Source organism: Bacteroides sp. 2201st1_D9_2201SCRN_220225 (assembly GCF_040928965.1).
Taxonomy (GTDB): domain Bacteria; phylum Bacteroidota; class Bacteroidia; order Bacteroidales; family Bacteroidaceae; genus Bacteroides; species Bacteroides stercoris.
On sequence record NZ_JBCODG010000004.1, the window covers coordinates 1 to 21,995 of the forward strand.

General features: G+C 43.5%; 19 protein-coding genes and 7 pseudogenes. 3 read left to right on the forward strand and 23 right to left on the reverse strand.

Annotation, left to right across the window (positions count from 1 at the left end; genetic code table 11):
* From AB5903_RS01740 to AB5903_RS01805, 14 genes and pseudogenes are all read right to left on the reverse strand, one after another.
* Positions 1-170, reverse strand: a pseudogene (locus tag AB5903_RS01740) (IS1182 family transposase); the annotation flags it as partial.
* Between the two features lie 206 nt (positions 171-376).
* Positions 377-913 carry a methylglyoxal synthase gene (locus tag AB5903_RS01745; protein WP_368117625.1) on the reverse strand — a complete coding sequence of 179 codons (537 nt, stop codon included), beginning with the start codon at positions 911-913 and terminating at the stop codon, positions 377-379.
* A gap of 52 nt (positions 914-965) precedes the next feature.
* A complete protein-coding gene (locus tag AB5903_RS01750) occupies positions 966-1,775 on the reverse strand; it encodes an arginase family protein (RefSeq protein ID WP_005825802.1) in 810 nt (269 codons plus the stop codon).
* A gap of 16 nt (positions 1,776-1,791) precedes the next feature.
* Positions 1,792-4,350 (reverse strand): alpha-glucan family phosphorylase, encoded by a 2,559-nt coding sequence (gene glgP, locus AB5903_RS01755; RefSeq protein WP_016662426.1) that lies wholly within the window; start codon positions 4,348-4,350, stop codon positions 1,792-1,794.
* A 27-nt stretch (positions 4,351-4,377) separates the two neighbouring features.
* Positions 4,378-6,624: a cation:proton antiporter gene (locus AB5903_RS01760; RefSeq protein WP_118399641.1), complete on the reverse strand. Its 2,247-nt coding sequence runs from the start codon at positions 6,622-6,624 to the stop codon at positions 4,378-4,380.
* Between the two features lie 13 nt (positions 6,625-6,637).
* Entirely contained in the window at positions 6,638-7,624 is a 987-nt protein-coding gene (pfkA, locus tag AB5903_RS01765; RefSeq protein ID WP_005654454.1) for a 6-phosphofructokinase, read from the reverse strand.
* 22 nt (positions 7,625-7,646) lie between these two features.
* A pseudogene (locus tag AB5903_RS01770) lies at positions 7,647-8,145 on the reverse strand (RNA polymerase sigma factor).
* A gap of 101 nt (positions 8,146-8,246) precedes the next feature.
* Positions 8,247-8,675: an Hsp20/alpha crystallin family protein gene (locus tag AB5903_RS01775; protein ID WP_005851963.1), complete on the reverse strand. Its 429-nt coding sequence runs from the start codon at positions 8,673-8,675 to the stop codon at positions 8,247-8,249.
* A gap of 76 nt (positions 8,676-8,751) precedes the next feature.
* Positions 8,752-9,501 carry a 2,3-diphosphoglycerate-dependent phosphoglycerate mutase gene (gene gpmA / locus AB5903_RS01780; protein WP_272710016.1) on the reverse strand — a complete coding sequence of 250 codons (750 nt, stop codon included), beginning with the start codon at positions 9,499-9,501 and terminating at the stop codon, positions 8,752-8,754.
* Positions 9,502-9,514: 13 nt separating this feature from the next.
* Positions 9,515-10,564 (reverse strand): class I fructose-bisphosphate aldolase, encoded by a 1,050-nt coding sequence (locus tag AB5903_RS01785; RefSeq protein WP_005654447.1) that lies wholly within the window; start codon positions 10,562-10,564, stop codon positions 9,515-9,517.
* Position 10,565: 1 nt separating this feature from the next.
* Positions 10,566-11,075, reverse strand: a complete 510-nt coding sequence (locus AB5903_RS01790; RefSeq protein WP_005654442.1) for a ferritin — start codon at positions 11,073-11,075, stop codon at positions 10,566-10,568.
* Positions 11,076-11,125: 50 nt separating this feature from the next.
* Positions 11,126-11,773 (reverse strand): annotated as a pseudogene (locus tag AB5903_RS01795) (MarC family protein).
* Positions 11,774-11,875: 102 nt separating this feature from the next.
* Positions 11,876-12,328, reverse strand: coding sequence for a ferritin-like domain-containing protein (locus AB5903_RS01800; protein ID WP_008777875.1), 453 nt, complete (start codon positions 12,326-12,328; stop codon positions 11,876-11,878).
* Between the two features lie 161 nt (positions 12,329-12,489).
* Positions 12,490-12,699: a hypothetical protein gene (locus tag AB5903_RS01805; RefSeq protein ID WP_005654431.1), complete on the reverse strand. Its 210-nt coding sequence runs from the start codon at positions 12,697-12,699 to the stop codon at positions 12,490-12,492.
* Positions 12,700-13,486: 787 nt separating this feature from the next.
* Here AB5903_RS01805 and AB5903_RS01810 point away from each other — a divergent pair.
* Entirely contained in the window at positions 13,487-13,762 is a 276-nt protein-coding gene (locus AB5903_RS01810; protein WP_229532318.1) for a hypothetical protein, read from the forward strand.
* 140 nt (positions 13,763-13,902) lie between these two features.
* On the opposite strand, the pseudogene AB5903_RS01815 reads toward AB5903_RS01810, so the two are convergent.
* Positions 13,903-15,356: pseudogene (locus AB5903_RS01815) on the reverse strand (IS1182 family transposase).
* Positions 15,357-15,546: 190 nt separating this feature from the next.
* A complete protein-coding gene (locus tag AB5903_RS01820) occupies positions 15,547-15,852 on the reverse strand; it encodes a hypothetical protein (protein WP_005859437.1) in 306 nt (101 codons plus the stop codon).
* Positions 15,853-16,287: 435 nt separating this feature from the next.
* Here AB5903_RS01820 and AB5903_RS01825 point away from each other — a divergent pair.
* Positions 16,288-16,392: pseudogene (locus tag AB5903_RS01825) on the forward strand (helix-turn-helix domain-containing protein); the annotation flags it as partial.
* 98 nt (positions 16,393-16,490) lie between these two features.
* Here the strand turns inward: AB5903_RS01825 and AB5903_RS01830 are convergent.
* Both AB5903_RS01830 and AB5903_RS01835 read right to left on the reverse strand, forming a co-directional pair.
* Positions 16,491-17,108, reverse strand: coding sequence for an FAD:protein FMN transferase (locus AB5903_RS01830; RefSeq protein ID WP_118207477.1), 618 nt, complete (start codon positions 17,106-17,108; stop codon positions 16,491-16,493).
* Positions 17,109-17,189: 81 nt separating this feature from the next.
* Positions 17,190-17,381, reverse strand: a pseudogene (locus AB5903_RS01835) (site-specific integrase); the annotation flags it as partial.
* Between AB5903_RS01835 and AB5903_RS01840 the strand changes: the two are divergent.
* Positions 17,330-17,623 (forward strand): hypothetical protein, encoded by a 294-nt coding sequence (locus tag AB5903_RS01840; RefSeq protein WP_008669914.1) that lies wholly within the window; start codon positions 17,330-17,332, stop codon positions 17,621-17,623. The pseudogene AB5903_RS01835 and the gene AB5903_RS01840 sit on opposite strands and share 52 nt — an antisense overlap.
* A gap of 442 nt (positions 17,624-18,065) precedes the next feature.
* On the opposite strand, the pseudogene AB5903_RS01845 reads toward AB5903_RS01840, so the two are convergent.
* The 5 genes and pseudogenes from AB5903_RS01845 to AB5903_RS01865 all read right to left on the reverse strand — a co-directional run.
* Positions 18,066-19,124, reverse strand: a pseudogene (locus AB5903_RS01845) (site-specific integrase); the annotation flags it as partial.
* Between the two features lie 393 nt (positions 19,125-19,517).
* On the reverse strand, positions 19,518-20,828 hold the full coding sequence (locus AB5903_RS01850; protein WP_026075110.1) for a site-specific integrase: 1,311 nt from the start codon (positions 20,826-20,828) through the stop codon (positions 19,518-19,520).
* Entirely contained in the window at positions 20,825-21,130 is a 306-nt protein-coding gene (locus AB5903_RS01855) for a hypothetical protein (RefSeq protein ID WP_122141266.1), read from the reverse strand. Before AB5903_RS01855 ends, AB5903_RS01850 begins: the two co-directional genes overlap by 4 nt.
* Positions 21,111-21,302 (reverse strand): hypothetical protein, encoded by a 192-nt coding sequence (locus AB5903_RS01860; RefSeq protein ID WP_015545853.1) that lies wholly within the window; start codon positions 21,300-21,302, stop codon positions 21,111-21,113. The genes AB5903_RS01855 and AB5903_RS01860 overlap by 20 nt, the downstream gene beginning before the upstream one ends.
* 170 nt (positions 21,303-21,472) lie before the next feature.
* Positions 21,473-21,862, reverse strand: coding sequence for a helix-turn-helix domain-containing protein (locus tag AB5903_RS01865; RefSeq protein WP_015545852.1), 390 nt, complete (start codon positions 21,860-21,862; stop codon positions 21,473-21,475).
* Positions 21,863-21,995: the final 133 nt, after the last annotated feature.

Here is a 21,995-nt window from a genome sequence, read left to right on the forward strand (position 1 = left end):
GGGCTGCGCCCGCATTCCTTATACAGCTTTCTGAAACTTTCAAGATTCAAGCCCTCAACCAGGGCGTCAACCATGCGTACCGGATCGTTTTCTGCAATATCCTCATCAATTCTTTGAGGAAAAAGAACGGTTTGGTTGGGAATGTAAGGACGAAAATGTATCTTTGTCATAGTGAAATTCTTATGCCTAAAGATACAGAATCTTTAGGTAATAACAAAGCCCCAGCTTGTGAAAGTCGGGGCTTTGTACGTAAAATAATGAAGGTGTGCATTTTGACACACCTTCGCAGATTACCATTCAGTAGATACCAGTTCTGAAAGATGTAAACAACTTGTTTCTTAGATAGCCTTATAAATATGCTACTACTTATTACAGTTCATTTGGAAATGTTATTCTCACTTTTATTCCTCCGCTTTTTCACTTGCTCCACTGCTTCAGATATGATTCCCTTGTTTTCAAAACGCTGCGTGTAATTGGTATAATCCGGGTGAATACGTTCGTAAGTTGGGTCAGTGAATAAGGGACTCGTAATAATGTAGTCCGCAGTCGAACGGTTACAGCAGAAAACAATATTTTCAACTCCAGCCAGTCTGGTCAATGCTTTCACATCCGTATCGTGCGGCTGTAGTGTCATCGGATCTGTAAAAAAGAACAGATAGTCTATTTCTCCTTCTACGATCCGCGAACCAATTTGCTGGTCACCTCCTAAAGGACCAGATTTCAGGATTGTGATATCCCATTTGATTTCAGGATGTTTTTCTTCAAGGGCTTTTTTAATTAGTGTACCGGTTGTACCCGTACAATAGAATTTATGTCCTATCAGACGTTCCGAGTTCCAGAGAACCCACTCTATCATGTCTTTTTTCATTGCATCGTGTGCAACAAGCCCAATTCTTCGAACAATTGTTTTCATAAAGCTAAATTATTTTTATATGATAAATTATAATAACAAGAAAAAACTAATTCTATTGAAGGCCGGAGGATGACCGGATAAGTCTGAGCAATTCTTTGTTTGCCCGGCTATCCATGATGGTTTCCCGTTTTTCTTCAAAAAGATTGAGTGTTGTGGAGCATTCCCCACAGATGTCAATGCCCACTACCTGTTCTTTCTGAAGAATAACAGCCAGCAGTTTCTCCAATTCCCATAAGCTGAGAGAACCTTGATCCCAGTTTGTTGCTGCCGAAGCCGGATTCAAGACATCCTTGTCTATGGAAATGTAAACCGGCCCGTTGATATGTCCGGAAGAAAAGTCCTGCCAACCCTCTTCGTGCATGAGCGTAGTTTCACTGTAAAACCGGACTTGTCTTTCATATCCTTTCGGCACAGCCTGTATCAGTTTGTCTGAAGCACCTACGATAATTACTTTCTTGCAGTTGTTGTTATGGTCCAATATATCCTTTACCCAACTTCCGCAAGAAAGTATGTTGTCAAACAACGGTGGCTGCATATCGGGATGGTGGTCGAACACAATCAGCGAAAACGGAGTTTCGAGTTTGTCTGTCCAGAATTTAGTCAAATAATGATAATTGCCTGAATCGATGAAATGGACTCCCTCCGCCGGATAATCAGCAATCATCCGCTTCAAAGCCAAAGTACCATCCCTGTCACAGTAGCCCTCTGTACCATAAAGATGACGACAGTCCAACCATATAAACTTATTGTTCCGGGCAAACGCCTCGTAGTCATACACTCCCGTGAAGTTCATGATGATGATCGGCCATGCTATCCGTTTATCTGTTTTTTGATTTTGCCCGCTCATACGTTGTTTTTGCATTTCCTTTTACTGTTCATTAAAACCATCGTACATAACAGAAATCTTGCCGGTGAGGTAACAAAGCATTCTTGGGATACATACGGAAGGCCTGCTTGAAGCTTCCGGCGTTGAAAATGCCGGATGTCGCCTTAAAGGTATATAAATTCCCATTCTTGGAAACTGACGAAAGGGGAATTACCTCATATATGTGATCCTGACCGCCTTCATGCCTGATAATGACCGATTCTATTCCGATTGCGTCATCCAGGCCTTTCTCATCAACGACAACCGTCACCTCATATTCCTTTCCGGCTTCAACCGTGGCATTCAGCCCATTCCCAGCCTCTATGGATTTGATTTCTATGGCATCCCATCTGCTCCGGACGTTTGCTTTCCAGTCAGCCATCATTTTCGCCTTCGCAAAGTTGTCGGCTGCCAGAATATGGAAATGCTCTGACAGCTTGTTATAGAACCTGTCATAGTAGTCGTCCAACTGTCTTTTCATGGTAAAATGGGGAGCGATTTGTGCGATTGAGTTCTTGATATACTTGACCCAGTTTTCCGAATAGTTCTTCCCCCCATGCTCGTAATATAGTGGCAGGATGTCATGCTCCAACAAATAATAGATGGCTTCGGCATCCAGCTGGTTTTGGTACTGTTCATTCTGATAAGTACTTTTATCGGTCAGTGCCCATCCGGCATCCTTGCGGTATCCTTCATACCACCAACCGTCCAGCACGGAGAAATTAAGCACACCGTTCATCAATGCCTTCTCGCCCGACGTACCCGAAGCTTCTGCCAACCGCGTAGGGGTATTCATCCAGATATCCACACCCGAGATAAGATGGCGCGCCAGGTCCATGTCGTAATTCTCCAAGAATATGATTTTACCTAAAAATTCCGGGCGCCGGGATATTTCCACGATTTGCTTGATCAGTCCCTGCCCGGCACCGTCATTGGGATGGGCTTTGCCTGCAAAGATGAACTGTACCGGATATTTCGGATTATTCACGATCCTAGCAAGTCGGTCTATATCCGTGAACAGAAGATGAGCCCTCTTATATGTAGCAAAACGGCGTCCGAAACCTATTAGAAGGGCATCGGGATTGAATCTCTCAAAAATGGAAACGCTCAATGCCGGATCAACCTGACTCCTGAGCCAGTCCTTGCTGCATTTGCTTTTGATATAGTCCAGCAATTTTGCTTTCTGTTTTAACCGGGTATTCCATATCTCTTCATCTGGGATGCCATAGACAGCCTCCCAGATTTTCTGATTGGACTGGTCACAGAAAAAGTTCTCATCAAAATTGTCCTTGAAAAGCTTTTTCCATTCTGCCGCACACCAGGTAGGCAGATGTACCCCGTTGGTTACATAACCCACATGGTTCTCTTCCGGGAAGTATCCCTTCCAGATCGGCGCAAACATTTGCTGGGATACCGATTTATGTAACTTGCTGACGCCGTTTACCTCCTGGCAGGTCTTGCAGGCGAAGACAGACATGCAGAAACGTTCCTCCTTGTTTCCCGGATTGTGACGCCCGAGATCCATCAGGTTATCCCAGGTTATACCCAACTTGCCAGGATATCCCTTCATATATTTATTGAAAAGCCCTTCGTCAAAATAATCATGACCAGCGGGTACGGGAGTATGTACGGTATAAAGTGAGGAAGCACGTACCAGCTCCATGGCCTGCCCAAAATTCAAGCCGCCATTTATGTAATCACAAAGCCGCTGGATATTGATCAATGCGGCATGCCCCTCATTACAGTGATATACATCCTTCGTTATACCCAAAGCTTTCAGCGTCATCATCCCGCCTATGCCAAGCAGAATTTCCTGTTTTAGCCGATTCTCCCAGTCACCTCCATACAGATGGTGAGTGATAGGGCGGTCAAACTCGCTGTTGAGTTCATTGTCCGTATCCAGCAGATAAAGGGGGATACGCCCCACACTGGCTTTCCAAACATTGGCATGTACCACAAAACTGTCGGCATAGGGGACGTGGATTACCAGTTGTTTCCCATCCGGTTGCATTACCTTTTCAATCGGGAGCTGCCCGAAATTTTGCGCTTTATAATTGACTGTCTGCTGGCCGTCCATGGAAAGCGACTGGTCAAAATAACCGTAACGGTACAAAAGTCCTATGGCACAAAGGTCCACATTGCTGTCCGACGCCTCTTTTAGGTAATCCCCCGCCAACATTCCCAAACCACCGGAATATATCTTAAGAACTTCATCCAAGCCGTATTCCATGCTGAAATAAGCTATTGACGGGCGCTGGTGGTCCGGTTCCACATCGATGTATTTTTTGAAGGCGGAATAGACGGCATCCATTTTATAGACAAAGTTCTCATCATGTGCCAGCGCTACCAGCTTTTCATAATTTATCCGCTCCAGAAACAATACCGGATTCTGTTCCACCTCTTTCCAAAGTCCCGGGTCCAAATCACAATACAGTTTCTTTACGTCATCATTCCATGTCCACCAGAGATTATGTGCGATTTCTGCAAGCTTCCGCAGTTCTGCAGGAAGATGTGAACCTACTGTAATCTCCCTCCATTGAGGGGTATTTACATTATAACTTGAATATTCCATGACATTTTATATTAAATTAAATAAGTTCTAATCTTTATTCAATCCTTTTATTATTTTTCGTTTACCGACAATCCATACCGTATCATTCTCCTTGAAATTTGTATCAGGGTCTGGATTCATAATATTCGCGGTACTCCTCTCTATTCCGATAATGATGCTATCCGATATGTCCGCCTCCCGGATCGTCTTTCCGATCAATGGTGAACCTCTTTCGACAGGGAATTGCCCTATTTCCATCTCATCCTGCAAGGATGTTTCGTTCCCGTTCCTTTCTACCTCCTTTTGTTCCATGGATGTCCGGAAGCTTTCCAACTGCCGGTCCGTACCTACGACCGTAACCTTGTCATATGGATAGAGATGTTCTTCCCCTTGTGGTATATCCAGGCGTTTTTCTCCACGGGTGATTGAAATCACATTTATCTGAAACAAGGTGCGTAGTCTGCTTTCTTTTAATGTTCTGCCCACATATATGGAATCAGGGGATACTGTGAAATCCGCCAAATGTAATTCCTTGAACGGGATATTGCTGCCAAGGGTGGAGCCTGTATCACTTTCTGTAGAAAGTCCATTCCCATCCGTCCCTTGAAAGTTTGCCATAAATTGTCTCTCTATAGTCAGCGACCGTTTCTTGATCCGCTTGGAAAAATAAATGACGGCAATGATAATGGAAGAGACTACCAGCCCGGCTCCCAAGGCAACATTGAAAAGATGGGTAATGATACTCATCATGATAATCGTGCAGATCAGTATTTTGACAAGTACTATTGATACCAAAGGCCCTCTGTTGAACTTGTTGTCCGTCCAGAGTTTACGGAACTCGGTTGAATTGTTCTTTTTCATGATGATGGCCCACAGAAACGGGGATATGACAAGAAAGATGATGACGAAGCCCAACAAGTTCCCTTCCATTCCCGGCAGACTTTTCCTAATCAAAGGATGTACATAGGAAAAATATAAAGTGATGAAAAAAACGCATACGACTAGATAGAGTGTGACAGACACCAGCATAGACCGGATCAGTTTATGCCAAGTACCCTGGTGTTTTACAGTCATTGCCCCGGACGTATAGTGTACGAGATAATCTTTCAGGGATTCAGGCAGGTGGCTGTCTATAAACCGGTATGCAGGTTCCGAAAGCCGTATCATATAGGGGGTAAGAAAAGTCGTTATGACAGATACGGCCACTATGACCGGATAGAGATACTTGTCCGTGACATTCAGACTGACGCCTAAAGATGCGATAATGAATGCGAACTCACCGACCTGTGTCAGTGAAAAGCCGGACTGTATGGCGATTTTCAACGGCTGGCCGGAAAGCAGGATACCAAAGCTCCCGAATAGTACCTGGCCGGACAGTACCAGCAATGTCAGGGTGAGAATAGGGACAGCATATTCCCACATCATGGCAGGATCGATCATCATTCCCACCGACACGAAAAATATGGAAGCGAACAGGTCTTTTACCGGCTGTACGATATGTGCGATTTTTCCCGCTTCAACGGTCTCTGCCAGCAGGGACCCCATGACAAAGGCTCCTAATGCGGCAGAAAATCCCGCTTTTGTCGCAATCATCACCATTCCCAGGCAAAGTCCCAGAGAGGTTATCAATAAAATCTCGTTGCTGGTGAAACGGCGTATCTTCTTCAGCAGGGTAGGTATCAGATAGATGCCCAATGCCGACCAGAAAATCAGGAAAGCGGCCAGCTTCAATATACTTTCCAGCATCTCCTTCCCTTCAAAATGTTTGCCTACCGCCAACGTGGAAAGAATAACCATCATCACTACCGCCACCAGATCTTCGATGACAAGAATCCCCAAGACAATGCCGGTGAATTTCTGTTGGAGAAGTCCCATGTCATTGAAGGCCTTGAATACGATGGCTGTGGACGACATGGACAACATTCCACCCAGAAAAATACTGCTCATGTGGGAGAACCCCATTGCATTCCCCGCTGTATAGCCTATGAACATCATGCCACATACAATAGTGACAGTGGCAACGATAGCCGTAATGCCCACATTTATCAATTTCTTGAACGAAAAGTCCAGTCCCATCGCGAACAGCAGAAAAATGACACCGATGTCCGCCCATATTTTGATATTGGCAGGATCGGAAACAGTCGGGACCAGGGAAACGGAAGGACCCGCCATAATACCGGCTACAATGTAGCCCAATATGACCGGTTGCTTCAGCCACTTGAAAATGACGGTTACAATACCGGCAATAATCAGAATTATGGCAAGATCCGATATTAAAGGAGCAACTTCTGACATATTAACGGTTATTTTAGATCGATAATTCGTTAAGGACCCGGATCAGGCTTTTGTCAATAGGCTTGTCCTTTTTGATTGCCTGGACAAAAGGAACATAAACAATCTCGTTGTTCCGTATGCCTATCATAACATTTCGCTGGCCTTCCATCAAGGCCTGGATTGCGGCTTCACCCAGCCGGCTTGCCAGTATGCGGTCATTGGCACTCGGAGCGCCACCCCGTTGCAGATGGCCCAGGATAGAAACCCTGACATCATATCCGGGATATTCCTTCTTTACCCGGTCGGCGTAATACATGGCACCTCCATTCTTGTTTTCAGGACTTTCGGTCACAATTACGATGCTGCTGTTTTTCGTCTTTCTGAATCCACGTCCGATGAATGTTTCCAACTGGTCCACGTCCGTCCGGTCTTCCGGAATGATGGCCGCTTCAGCACCGGAAGCTATTGCGCTGTTTTGTGCCAGGAAGCCCGCATCACGCCCCATCACCTCGACAAAGAAAATGCGGTCGTGCGAGGTGGCCGTATCCCGGATTTTGTCCACACACTCCACGATGGTGTTCAGGGCCGTATCATATCCTATGGTAAAATCGGTGCCGTACAGATCATTGTCAATGGTGCCGGGCAATCCTATGCACGTCACATCATACTCCTCCGCAAAGATCCGGGATCCCGTCAGGGAACCGTCTCCACCGATAATTATCAATGCATTGATGTTCTCTTTCTGTATGATCTCATAAGCTTTCTTGCGTCCTTCGGGAGTGATGAAAGTCTCGGAGCGGGCTGTTTTCAGTATGGTACCTCCCCTCTGGATAATGCTGCTTACGTCTTCCGTAGTGAGTTCTTTCACTTCACCGGCAATCAGCCCCTCGTAGCCTCTATAAATTCCTTTCACTTTAAATCCGTTAAAAATAGCGGCGCGGGTCACGGCACGGATAGCCGCATTCATTCCGGAAGCGTCCCCTCCGGAAGTCAGAATTCCTATATATTCATCTTTTTTCATCTATCTCAGTTCTTGTTTTGTTTCATTCTGCCAATATAGCTTTCAGTTTTTTCCGGCAGTGAAAAATACGGCTCTTTATAGTTCCCAAACTCACGCCGGTTCTTTCCGCTATCTCACGGTATTTGAATCCTGACAGGTACATCTCAAAAGGTATGAAATGTGACTCCGGTACACTTTTGATGGCATTACGTATCTTTTCCAGGTCATAGTTCTTGTCCACCTCCTCTCTACGGGACTCGTCCATGATCCGCGAATAATATGCAGGATCGGAGGATATGTACAGGCGGGTATGACCGACCTCCGCCCGGTAACCGTTGATAAACGTGTTGCGCATGATGATAAACAGCCACCCTTTGAAATTCGTGTTCTTGTTGTAACTTTCTTTGTGAAGCATTGCCTTGAGCAGGGTATCCTGCAACAGGTCTTCCGCCTTCTCCCTGTTAGCTGTCAGTTTGTACGCAAAACGGAACAGTTCGTCCTGTACGCCAAGTAGTTTTTTTTTCAAAATTGAATTCCTTCATCGGTTGTGCCGGTTCCCTGTTCCGGAAGTGTCTGTTAAAGGTCGGACGGCTTTTCCGAACAAGAAAAGCCTGTCCGACCTTACGACATTCCAGATCTGGAATTATTTAACCTCGATAGCCTTGGAAGTTTTTTGTTTTTCTTCCTCCTTCATTTTCGGGATTTCAATGGACAGAATCCCGTGTTCGACTTTTGCGGAGATCTTATCCTTCTCCACATTTTCAGGCAGCAGGATGGTCTGCTGGAACTTGGAATATGAGAATTCGCGGCGGAGATACTTCTTGTCTTTCTTCTCCTCCTTCTTCTCTTCTTTCTTTTCCATGCAGATTGTCAGGTTGTTGTTCTCGTCAACATTCACCTTGAAATCATCCTTTGTCATTCCGGGAGCCGCCATTTCAACCTTGTAGTCCTTGTCATTCTCAATGACATTGATGGCAGGAGCCGTAACTCCCGTTTTTGCCAGCCACTCATTCTCGAAGAAATCGTTAAAAATACTCGGCAACCAGTTTGAGTTTGTTTTTACAGGTACCATTTTTACCTCCTTTTTTAAATTGTTAATAAATAAAATATTCAAAAAGACAATACAATCCAGTCTGATTGACTGACTTTTATCGTCTGATCATACCTTGTTCAGCTACAGCCTTTGTCCGTTTCCGTATCTCTTCCGGGTTTCCAAGGTAGTAGTCCTTGACAAGAACCAGTCTGTCGTCAAATTCAAAGACATAAGGAACCGCCGTAGGCAGGTTCAGGTTGGAAATATCCGCATCGGAAATCCCTTTGAGATGCTTGATGATTCCGCGCAGGCTGTTGCCATGGGCGACTACTAGCAGGCTGTCCTTATACATCAATGCGGGAAAGATGATGCATTCCCAGTAAGGCATGACACGCCCAATAGCATCTTTCAGGGATTCCGTACGGGGAAGTTCCCTATCTGGCACACCGGCATAGCGGATATCCATGCCCGGATTACGGGGATCATCTTTGCCTACCGGAGCGGGAGCCACGTCATAGCTTCTTCGCCAGATGTGTACTTGTTCTTCACCATATTGGACCGCCGTCTCACTCTTATTCAGTCCTTGAAGCATGCCGTAATGCTTCTCGTTCAGCCGCCAGGTCTTTTCAACCGGAATCCAGTCTTCATCCAGCCGGTCCAGGACACAGTTCAACGTTTTTACGGCACGTTTCAAGTAAGAAGTGTAAGCTGCCTCAAAAGAAAATCCGGCCTCCCGTAATGCATCGCCTGCCTTGCAGGCTTCTTCGACTCCTTTCTCGCTTAAATCCACGTCCGTCCATCCGGTAAAACGGTTTTCTTTGTTCCATAGGCTTTCGCCATGACGTAATAACACTATTCTTTTCATGGATACTTCTCCTTTATGCAATGGTTATTGAAGAATCCAGATATACGTCCTGAATGGTGTTCAGAAGTTGAACTCCGTCTTTCATCGGTTTCTGGAAAGCCTTACGACCGCTGATCAGCCCCATACCACCTGCACGCTTGTTTACTACTGCCGTTACGACGGCATCATGCAGGTCGGATTCCCCATGGGATTCCCCGCCCGAGTTGATCAATCCGACACGTCCCATATAGCCATTCGCCACCTGATAACGACAAAGGTCTATCGGATGGTCAGTGGTCAGTTCCGAATACATACGCTCGTTTGTCTTTCCGAATCCGATAGCCTTGAAACCGCCGTTATTGGATGGGAGCTTCTGCTTCACGATATCGGCTTTGATGGTAACCCCGATATGGTTGGCTTGTCCTGTTAAATCGGCAGCGGCATGATAGTCGGTTCCATCCTTTTTGAAGCTGCTGTTTCTCAAATAGCACCATAAAATAGTAGCCATTCCCAGTTCGTGGGCATATTCAAAAGCCTGTGACACTTCTACTATCTGGCGGCGGCTTTGTTCCGAACCGAAATAAATGGTAGCGCCGACAGCTACAGCACCCATGTTCCATGCCTCTTTTACCGTACCGAACATTACCTGGTCGTAGCTGTTCGGATAAGTCAACAGCTCGTTATGGTTCAACTTCACGATGAAAGGAATCTTATGGGCGTACTTACGTGCCACAGCTCCCAGAACTCCGAATGTGGATGCCACGGCGTTGCATCCTCCTTCAATGGCCAGCTTTATGATGTTTTCGGGATCGAAATAAAGCGGATTGGGGGCGAAAGACGCTCCTGCAGAATGTTCTATCCCCTGATCCACCGGCAGGATGGAGACATACCCGGTATTGGCCAGACGCCCGTGCCCGTACAGGGCTTGTAGGCTCTCCAAGGTGCGTATATTCCTGTCGGAATTCATCCATACCTTATCTATCATATCCGGTCCCGGAATATGGATAAGTTGTTTGTCTATCGTCTTACATGTATGGTTCAGGTAGTACTCAGCCTGTCCTCCCAATAAATCTACTATTTTCATCTTATTTATTTTTATTGATTATTCTGGTTTGTGACTCCCGTTCACCCAGTTTTGCATCCATAAAAAGGATAGCACTGTCTCCGGCTTTCCTTAGCCGACTAACAATATTGAGTACATTCGCTTCTTCTTCTACCTGCTCACGAACAAATTGCCACAAGAAGTTCTGAGTGGCATTGTCTTTCTCTTCGGATGCTACCTGTACCAATTCATCAATCAGTTTGGAAACATGTTTTTCATGCTCCAAAGCATGTTCGAATACTTCAACAGGGTTACCCCAACCTTGTGGAACCACATCGACCTTGTCCACTTTCGGGGTTGCCTCACGCTTAATCATGTACTCAGCAATGGCATATGCATGCCCGATCTCTTCTGCAGATTGTTTCTGCATCCAGCGAGCCATTCCGGAAAAGCCCTCTCTTTCCAGATAAAAAGACATCGATAAATACAGGTTGGCAGACCATAATTCTGCTGTGATTTGCTCATTCAGGGCATTTTGCAATTTTTCAGTCATGACGAATCAAACTTTTAATGTTAATAATAAATCCAAATTATCTCTCTTCTTTAAGAACAAGCATGGGCTTGTTTCAAAATTTCAATTAATACCGGACGTATCCCGCTGATAAAACATTCCACGGCGATCACCATCAGAATAAGTCCCATCAGTCTCATCATTACATTGTTTCCCGTCTCTCCCAAGATTTTTAAAAGCTAGGTGGACGCGCACAGAATAAAGAATGAAAGAATGCAGACCAAAGCGATTACGCCAAGCAATACTATTTTGAAAGTATATTCCGAAGCATCTTCCATCAATGTTATTCCACTGGAAATCGCTCCCGGACCGCATAACATCGGAATGGCAAGAGGTGTGATGGTTATATCTTTGGAATATTCTTTTCGTTCAGTTTCATTCAGTTTCACATGGGTGAAATGTGCCTGCAACATATCATATCCGATTTTAAAGATGATGATACCTCCCACAATCCGGAATCCGTCTGTTGAGATGCCGAAAAAATGAAACAGGAACCTGCCCGATAATGTAAAAAGGACTAATATGATAAATGCAATGGTACATGCTTTCAAGGCGATACATCTGCGTTCTTTCGTATCCATTCCATCAGTCATTTGCAGGAATACCGGCATCACTCCAAGCGGGTCCATCAAGGTGAATAGCGAAGTGAAACACAATGTTATATATACAAATATATCCATGATGACATATATTTTATTGTCGATTATTATATTGCAAAAAACATACCAGATAGCATTCTGCAATATTAAATTTTGCAGAATATCAATCTTAAATCCATACCGTCAAAAATAAGGTAGTCTCCGTTCGTTTTCCTTGGCGAGGATACGTAATAATTCCATAAATACCGTACTTACATATATACGGTCTGCATACAGCCCGCTGATGAAAGAATGGAAGGACATGTTCACATTCCGGCATAATATGAGAAATGTGTTTACCTGACATGATATGTACTGCTCGTGTTCAAGCAATTCATTCAGGGCATTCAATGGCGTTGTCCATTCATGTGTATCCCGTTTCATTTCATTGATTGCAACACATCCTCCATCATGGCATATCCGATTCATCATCTGATAAACCTTGTTCATATTGTCCTGTGCTTGGGAGTTTAGCCAGGAGCTAAGTATTGGAAGCCGTTCATCTTCAAAATAGACCTGCAATGACAGGTATAAACCGGTTGACCATATTTCTGTATTGATCAACTCATTCATGGCGTTTTCTATTCGTTTATCCATTATTACTCTGAATATTGAAAATCCATTACTAATATTATGTGTTATTCCCTGTATATAAAAATTCCATTCGATTGTGGGTAACCCATAAAACGGAATTCTTAAACGAGGCTTAAATAATAGGATACTTATCCGCATAGACAAATTGTCACAAAAAAATAGTGCTATGGTGTCTTTTTGTCTTGTCTTCCTTGCAGAATATCCAATAAGATATCCAGTTCTCTTTCTATTCCTTCAATCTTATCGGAAATACAGTCCAAAGTATTATGGTGCAGACTAGCTTTACAGTCCTGCAACTCTCTTGATAGAGAAAGTACCTGCAACCAAAGTTCTTCCTCTGTGTGACAGGGGGAGTTACTATTATCTAGTACCATAGAAGGAGAAGGCAGAAAAGTGTCTTGGCATGTAATTTGTATGATAATGAACGGTATGTCCCGAAAGAGACAGGATGGAAATGAAAGGATAGAATATTCCACAAAAGACAGTAACAAACGAAGGGGGGAAGTCGTTGGAGACAGTTGTCTCGCTTTTAAAACAAGTTGCTTTCATAATGTTTATAATAAGCTAACCCTGTTCCCTGGAGTTGTGTTTATATAAAGTTAAGCGTGGGAACTTTGGTATTACCGTTCAGAAGTATCCCCATACTCAACAACATATAATACACAAAGCCCCACGCCTATATATAACAAAAATCTATATAAATAGTACGTGGAGCGTCCAATGTATTATCCAATTGTTGTTTCGAAATTGGGGATTTCCTGAACTTGGATAATGCCTTAACGCTTTACTATAAATCTTCTATTTTTAAAAGACTAATACAAATGTAATAAAAGAAATGAATTCTTTCAAAGGAAATATCTCCTTTTTTAAGGGGTGGCTTAATTTTTCTTCATTAAAAGTCTTAGAATTACTGCCTGCCAAAGCCCGTCACAATTTTTTTGAAATCCTCAAGCTGTACATTAAGCTCTATATAGTACAAGCAGAAAAACAGACCATGATGCCGCAGGCAGTATAGGCCATAACCCACTCTTCCGTGAGTATCTTATCTATTTGACAATAATAAAAATGTAAAGGAGGATAATGGCATGGACAATATTCGTATCCCAATACATATAGGTTAACATATAAGGGAAAATGGTCACGGAGTCCACAAACCGTAGAATGAAAAAATATATTTCCATCGTGCACGGTTTATGCCTCTATCCGGATATTTGGCCGGTGCCGCAAAATGCACAATGCATACTCCATAAAAAACACCAGGGAGGAAAAATAAGTCATACTGAACAACGCCTGTCTGTAATGGGTCATGGATACAAATGGACTACAGATAATGGCTGCAATGGATATAACGATAAAATCAAGCACAAAATAATGTACGAACGTGCCTATCAGTTGCATTTGGATGAAGCAGTACCACTTCATGCGATGTTTGGTTAGATTGAGTATGGATATAGGGGCTTAAAAATTAGACAGATACAAATTTACTAAAAAAGGAGAGGCGTCTCAAAAGAGGTGTTTACAAACTTACTTTTGAAGATTTCATCCTTTCAAACTGCTTTTTCGTTGCCATAAGCCTCCTAAGAGGCTACTTTTGCAAGATTATATGCTATGGCTAGCAGGGCGAACTCAATTTCAACCTTCTTAAATCCACGAAGATGGAACCTCTTGAAGTGCTTGTTGTTCTTGAGGTTTCCAAATACGGCTTCCACATCCTGTGGTCGCTGACTGCGATATTTCAGACCTTCATCAGAGAGTAGCTTTTCACGTTCTCTTTCCTTGATTTTCCTCAGACGGTGATTTACCTGTACAATCCTTTCCGAGCGGCTTCTGTAGCACCGGCATCTTAACGGGCAGCCCTTATAGTTACGTGCCTTGTATCTTGATATGGTCTGCACAAAACCGTTGTTTGTTACCCGCCTTGCATCGGAGAGTCTTTCCATTCTCTGTCCCATAGGACAATACATGCCGTCGGTTTCTTCGTTATGAAAATAATTGTACTTTATAAAGGTTTCAATGCCATGTCTGAAAGCATACAGATAGTTCTCTTCACTTCCGTATCCGGCATCACAGACAGACACGTCAGGGTATCTGCCGTAGAGGGAATGGAAATCATCCATATGCAGAGGATAGGTGGAGGTATCGCCCAACACTGATGGATGGTATAGTTCAGAATGAACTGTTTATTGGTACTGAACTGGGGATTGTATCCGGGTTTGAGTTGTCTGTTCTTCATATGGTCATCTTTCATGCGCATGAAAGTAGCATCATTGTCTGTCTTTGAGTAGCTGTTACGTCCGTCAAGTATCTTTCCCTGCGATTCATATTTCTTGAGCTGTTCAGGCCATGACTTCCTTACACGTCTTACCTTCGCTTTCATCTTCTTGTCAGCATCCACTCCATTCAGGGCATCATCTATCTGCCCGAGTGCCTTTTCCACTTTCTCCGGGGTGATATCCTGATAGGCAACCGGAGCGGAGTCACGCAGTTCCTGCTTGGTGAGGGACTCGGCGTATTGCCATATCTCCTCAAGCTGTTCCGCGATTCTGGATATGCGGGTATGTATAGATTTGCCCCCCAGACGAACGTATAACGGTTGGCGTTCACCTCCATCTTCGTCCCGTCGGTACAGGCCACATCCAGACTTACAAAACCTTCCGCCACGAGAAACTTTACAATGGTTGCAAATATCGTCTTCAGCACATCCTTTAGCCGGCTGCTGCGGAAACGGTTGATGGTATTATGGTCAGGAGTTACATTGCCGGTAAGCCACATGAAGCGTATGTCATTACGACAGAACTCTTCTATGCGACGGCTGGAATAGATATTACGCAAATGCATAGACAAGAATCTGAAGCATCATGCGTGGGTGGTACGCAGAACAGCCTTTAGGGGAATACTTACGGTAAAGTGCTTCAAGGTTTATCTGTTCAATGATGCGGTGAACAACCCGGACCGGATCATTCCGGGGAATAAAATCGCCTAAACATGGAGGTAAAAGCAGATTATCGTTGGATGTGTAACTTTTAAACATTATCTTTGGGATATCTTACTTGATGCCCTAAGATACAAAAAAATAGGGAGATGGGCAAGTTCTGGCTGAGCGAAGTTAGGGCTTACCCGATTTTTTGCAGACACAAAAAAGGCCATCCCAAAGTTTATTTGAGACAGCCTTGTTTATTTTATGTGCAAATGTAACTGTTATCCTAAATAACCATTCAGAATTATTTCAGCATTTCACCTTTTTCGTTGAAAAACACAACGCTTTCGGTTCCGACGGCATCAACCAAAGTTACTTTATAAGTCTTTACGCCATCTTCTGCCACTTCTACGGCTGCTTCCTTAATGGTGGATTCAGCATAGTCTTTCTTGATGGCGTCCTGAACTGCCTGCGGGAGTTCCTTTATATCAATCGGTTTAAACTCGTTCACCATTGCAACGATTTCAACATCTGATGCCATGTTGTTAGCGAATGCTACTGAACTACCTAATCCCATTACCAGTGCTACTGCAAACAATACCTTTTTCATAATGCTAATTATTAAATTGTTAAACATCTTATCGTCTTACGCTAAAGAATAGACAATCACCGTGCCAAATAAATGGATATTTATCATATTACTGTAAAACAGACTCTTATGAATTATTCATATTGCATAATGCAAATGTCTGATGGGCATTTTTTATACAATGATGTGGAATGCGATACACATGGTCTAACGACTGTGAATAAGAGAGTTGAGACGTTAAAATCATGCAGACGGCATGCGAAAGGAGTCGTAACGAAAGTAATCTCTCCATTACGGCTCCTGGTTATTATCCTTCTACTGTTAAAAAGTAATATCCAATTTCACCATGAATGTTATCGAACGATAGCCGCACTCCTTGCTCAACAGGTTGTTCACCATAAACTGGAAAGCGACTCCCTTTGTCACTTTCACGCCGAAGTAATTGCGTATATGTTCGTAAAGGAGATGGCCCATTCGCTGGGATTTGAAAATACGGCGTTCTTCACCCAATTCTTTAAACGGTTCACCGGCTCTACTCCGCAGGAATATAGAAAACATTAATCTGCCAGATACCTTTTCATTCGCGGCGAGTACTCTGTCCGGTAGTTTCCGCAACTGTCCGTATAGATAATGAAATTGTCAATTTCCGGATGCTCTTTCTACAACTGACGGGCTTTGCGACTCCCCAACGTCATAAAGGCCGTTGCATAGGCATCAGCAAGCATGCACTGATGGGCAATAATTGTAGCACTCAATATATCCTTTTGAACCGGATATCCTGTTATCGGATTGATGGCATGAGCGTATTTCCTTCCATCTTTCAGATAGAAATTACGGTAGTTGCCGGAAGTTGCGAGTCCCAGCCGTTCCGACAGTTGCACAATTTGTTCAAGCTCGGAGTTTGTTCCGGTACTGTCATCCTTCGGTCTGACAATGCCAATGCACCAATTCCACCCTTGCGGGTTCTTTCCTTTCGCTATCATTTCGCCGCCGATGTCTATCATATAGTTCGATATGCCTTTGCGGTCGAACAAACACGCGATTATGTTACAGATAGTACCGCCGCCGAGCGCCGAGAAATTGAGCAGGATGCGGGGATCGTCTTTCATCACACGGTTGCCCTGTAAATGCACTTTTCGGAAGCCTACAAAGTGGCGGATACTGTCTACGAGTTGCGGAGTGATGCTGTCAAACTTTGTAAAGCCAAATCCCCACAGGTTGATAAGCGGTGCACAAGTTACGTCAAATATCCCGCCTGTTTGTTCCGACGCTTGCATGGCTGTGCGGAAAGGATTGCATCAAGTTATATATCTTACGATGTTTTTTGTGCCAAGTGTATCTCTATGTAGAATACATTTCTAATTAGCTAAGCGATATATGAAACTAATCTTATCGAAAATTTTGTCCGTATCTTCTCCGACCTTTGGGTTAATCAGTTCAGCATATATCTGCATAGAAAAGATTGATTTTGTGTCCTAATACTTTTGTAAAGTTTCTTATGGCACGCCTTTTAATATACCCGAAACAACAAAGGTATAATGTCCGATATGAAAAAAACTGGATTTTTATTGAAGCGAATCAATTCTTTTATTATTTTTACCTTTCTTTCCATAACCAACGTGGTGCGCCGCTGCGCCCTGCAGCTGCTCATGTCGAAACAGAAAACACTGGACAAGCAGACGCTGAAGGAAGCCTTACAGAAAGAAACACAGAAAATGTGAAATTATTACGTGGACTCCGACGGACCGCCCTGCTTGTGTTACCGGCTGCCTTGCCCGGGATGAACCTTTGAGATGCAACCGCCAGACAAAGGGGAAGAGGAACACTTCCATACCCGTAACCCGGCAGGACAGTCTTATGCCAGGGACACAACTATAGAAAAAAGGACAGACCTGATAGTAAGATGCGTTTGGCAAAAAAGGAAATGATGAATATTAATAATAGAAAAAGACATTTGTTCCGCAAAGCATACGCGGATATGTACATAAAAGAAGAGAAATATCTTCAAAAGGAGGATTGTTTTCCAGCCCCCATTACTGGTAGTTTTTAGGAGATAAAGCCTAAGGATATTTTGTTTTTCTCACTTGAAAACCTTATTTTTGCATAACAAAAACGTCCTTTGAATGTATGCAAGATGAAACAAGCCGCTGAATTTCGCTCGTTTCTAAATAGTTACCTATTAAATAAAAATAACAAGAGAACTATTTAATTTTCAGTTAGATAGCAAAAGCATTGTGTTTCGCCACATGGGTGGTCAATGTTTTTTTATGCCACAAATATCAGCCAGCTCCTTGAGATAGGCGTTCATTTTTTTGATTACAAAGCACCGGAAAAAGCACACCATGTTTCCTGCAATATTCATTGGTGGAATACTTCTCCAATATTTTTAACGGAACTTCCATCAATGGGATGTTACACATGATTTTGGTCTTCTGCCTTCCCTTGCGTATCCATCTGACACCGTTCGAATCCTCCACTATATGCTCCTTTCCCAATCCGTGAATATCCGAGAAGGCCAGACCGGTGAAGCAACAGAACACAAAAATATCCCGTACCTGACCCAGCCTCGGAATATCAATCTCCTTTGAAATCAGTTTTCGGATTTCCGAATCTTCCAAGAAGTCCGGCTCCACCTTATCCAACGAGAACCTGATTTCCAAAAACGGATCATTCTTCATCCATCCCTTGGCCAAAGCGATACGGATAATCTTCTTGAAGTTCTTCAGATACTTGGTGGCTGTATTATGACAACACTTTTTCGAGGTCTTAAGCCAAAACTCGTAATCCTCAACAAACTGGCGGGAAACTTCATCCAAAAGAATATCTTTCTTATGATATGTCTCCCAGACAAAATCCTGAGTATGCTTCAAGGATGTCTCATAACGCTGCACGGTTGCAGGCGCCATGTCCGTACCGGACAATCGGGCGCATTTATCATTATGTTCACGGAAAACCTCAAACAGGGTACGCTGTACGGGAGCATCCTTTCCCCAAAAACGGTCCAGGACACTGCCGGCAGAAACTGCTACACCTTCTATTTCCAGTTCACGCTGAATTTTCATTATCCTCAAACGGATAGAATCAAGATACAGATTCAGTTCCTTGTACTCACGCTTCTTTTCCAGGGCCTTTCCTTTTGCCACACTCCAAAATTCCGGAAGAATTGTTTTCTTCACTGAAGCATCAACCCGGACTCCATTCACTGTAATTCTCATCATTATCGGAGCCTCACCGTTCCGATTCAATTTCGTCCTACGAATGTAGAACAATAGACAAAATGTTGTTCTTTCCATCTTACTTGTTTTTTAATCACAAAACTAAAATTCCAAGAGCAACAAGTCAAGATGCAAAACACTGATAAACAATGAATTATTTACTTAATAGGTGTACCTAACATTAAAGGCAAACAGGTACACCGAATAGTACACCGAAAGAATGCTTTGATATGCTTATTTTTGCTATGCACCAAAAACAAAAAATCCCCGTAAAGTATTAATTTACAGGGATTTTCTTTGTTTTGCAATTCTTTCCAGCGGAGAGAGAGGCTGTAAGAACATACGAACAACGAACTACCATACGTTACCAAGTTTCCGAAATATCAGCATTTTATCCCGATTGTTGGTAACATAAGGAACCATACGTTACCGATTAGTTAAGGCGTATTTGGGTTCCTTTTTGGGTTCGGCTTATTTCCCCTTCTTTCGGGGTATCGGGAACTTGTTAAATTTATCCATTTCGGCGACCTTCAATTTATCGACGATTTTAATATAGGGCTTCATCGCTTTGTAGTCGCTGTGTCCCGTCCACTTCATAATTACTTCCGCCGGAACCCCCAGCCTAAGCGCGTTTATGATAAAAGTACGTCGGCCGCAATGGGTGGTAAGAAGGGCGTATTTCGGTAATACTTCTTCGTGCCGAACATTCCCCTTGAAATATACGACCCTTGTAGGTTCGTCGATACCCGCCATTTCCCCCATTACTTTAAGGTGTTCGTTCATTTTTACGTTACTTATGACCGGTAGGGCCTTATCATTCGGCAAACCTATATTCTCGTACTTTTTCAGTATGGCCCGGCTATACTTATTCAGTTCGATAATAAGGCCGTCTACGGTCTTTTGAGTAACCACGCTTATATAATCCTTCTTTACGTCGCTTCGGCGCAATTTTGCCACGTCGGAATAGCGAAGGCCGGTAAAGCAGCAGAAACAAAACACATCGCGCACGGCTTCCAGCGAAGACCGGGACGGCGGGAATTTGAAGGAATACAGGTTAAACAGTTCTTCCCATTCCAAATATATAATTTCCTTTGCGTTTCCGTCGGCCCCTTTGAACTTCGGCTTAAATGTTTCGTGTACGTTGCTTGGGTTATATCCTTTATGGTGCGCCCAGCGCAGGAACCACCGAAGAAAGGACATATTTTTAGATATGGTAGTATTACGAAGGTCGGCTTTATGAAGGCTTGTAATAAACTTTTGTAGGGTAACTTCGTTTATTTCGTCAAATGTAAGGTTCTTGTTAAACGCTTCCAAGTGCTTACGCAGGCTATTAAACTTCGTATAGGTCGCTTTCGTCCAATCATTCAAACGGCCCATAGTTTCCGTAAATTCGGCGTAGGCTTTATAGAATGGCTGGCCGTTTTCTTCCGCTTCGGTAGCCGGGGTTATCTTCCCGGTAGCTTCATCGAAAGCCGTTTTAAGTTCGCCCGGTGTCGGTACCCGCTTTTCCAGCAGTTCGAACCGGGTAAATATGGCTTCTATTTGTTCTTCGCAAGCCGTAATAGCCTTATTTATTTCGCCGGCCGTTTGTCGGAACCGGTTTTTTGTATTGGAGATAACGCGGCCTTCCTCTTCATTCCATTTTTCCGGTTCAATACTATACCCTACCCGAAAGTCTACCCGATACCCGGCATAGCAAACACGCATACGAATAGGGCGACACTCTACCAATACACCCCCTACCTTTTTGGGGAATAGATTAAATTTAATAGTCCGCTTCATTTTGAAAACATATTACCCCGGCCGGTTAATAACCAATCGGAAGAAACGGAATACTTGGCTACCAAATAATAAAGGGCTTCTATTTGTATAGACTTATAGCGGGAAACTTTACCGGGCCTTGGGGTTACTCCGTAAGTAAATCGGGTTTCCCGATAGCGGGAAGCACTTAACCCGGCTTCCTTGCAAAAGGATTCCAAAGCGGACAAACGGCCCAATGAAACAAGGGCTTCTATCGCTTGGAAGAAACGGCGGTTTACGCCATCTTCGATAGGGGTTATTATCTTAGGCTTCTTTACGCCCATTTTCAAAGCTCATTAACATCATTTCGAACGCCGTCTTTGGCACTATGGCAGTTTCCGCGCCGGAAATAAACGCCGCTTCCAAGGCATTAAACACCGCTTCCGGCATGTCCCCGTAATATTTGGGTTGGTCGTAGTATTCGGATACTTTTATTTCGATTGTTTCCGGTTCCATTATGCACAGTTATTTTTATCGAATTTTTGATTTTAGGCACTTTTGTACGTTGGGCGGTAGAAAGTATAGCTATATATACTTGCGTTGAAATTTGGGGCATTTCTGCCCGTTTCCTATAAGCGTACTATGAAAAGCCATACTATTACATAGCGCAAACGTACTGCAATGCTTTATTTTTCGCTTAGCTTTTCAATTACAGATATAAGTCGGGCTATTTGGCTATCCTTTTCTTTTATCATTTCTTGATAGCCTTTTTGCAGTTCAATCAAACCCGCAATATCGTTAGTTGTAACTTGGTTCCCGTTGCCGGCAACGGCGGTGTTGTTATTTCCCGAAATGCGGTTTGTATTATCTCCGTTCCGCATTGTGCCGTCGCCGGTAAGTAACCACATGGGATTAAGCTCCGGGAATTTTTCGCCGATAGCCTTCATCTTATCGGGCTGTATAGATTGGCGTATATTATTGACATAAGACGACGAAACGCCTATTTGCCTACAAAATTCCCGTTCACTAATATTTAGGGTTTTGATATACTCCCTAAGTCTTTCTTTTACACCCATATAACACGATTTTAGAAGGTTTCAAAAAATATTTTTCGCTTTTTGTATAGCAAAAATTTGCTTGTTGTACTGCAATGCTATATATTTGCATTGTGTAACCGATACGATTGCAAAGGTATAATAATAATACGCT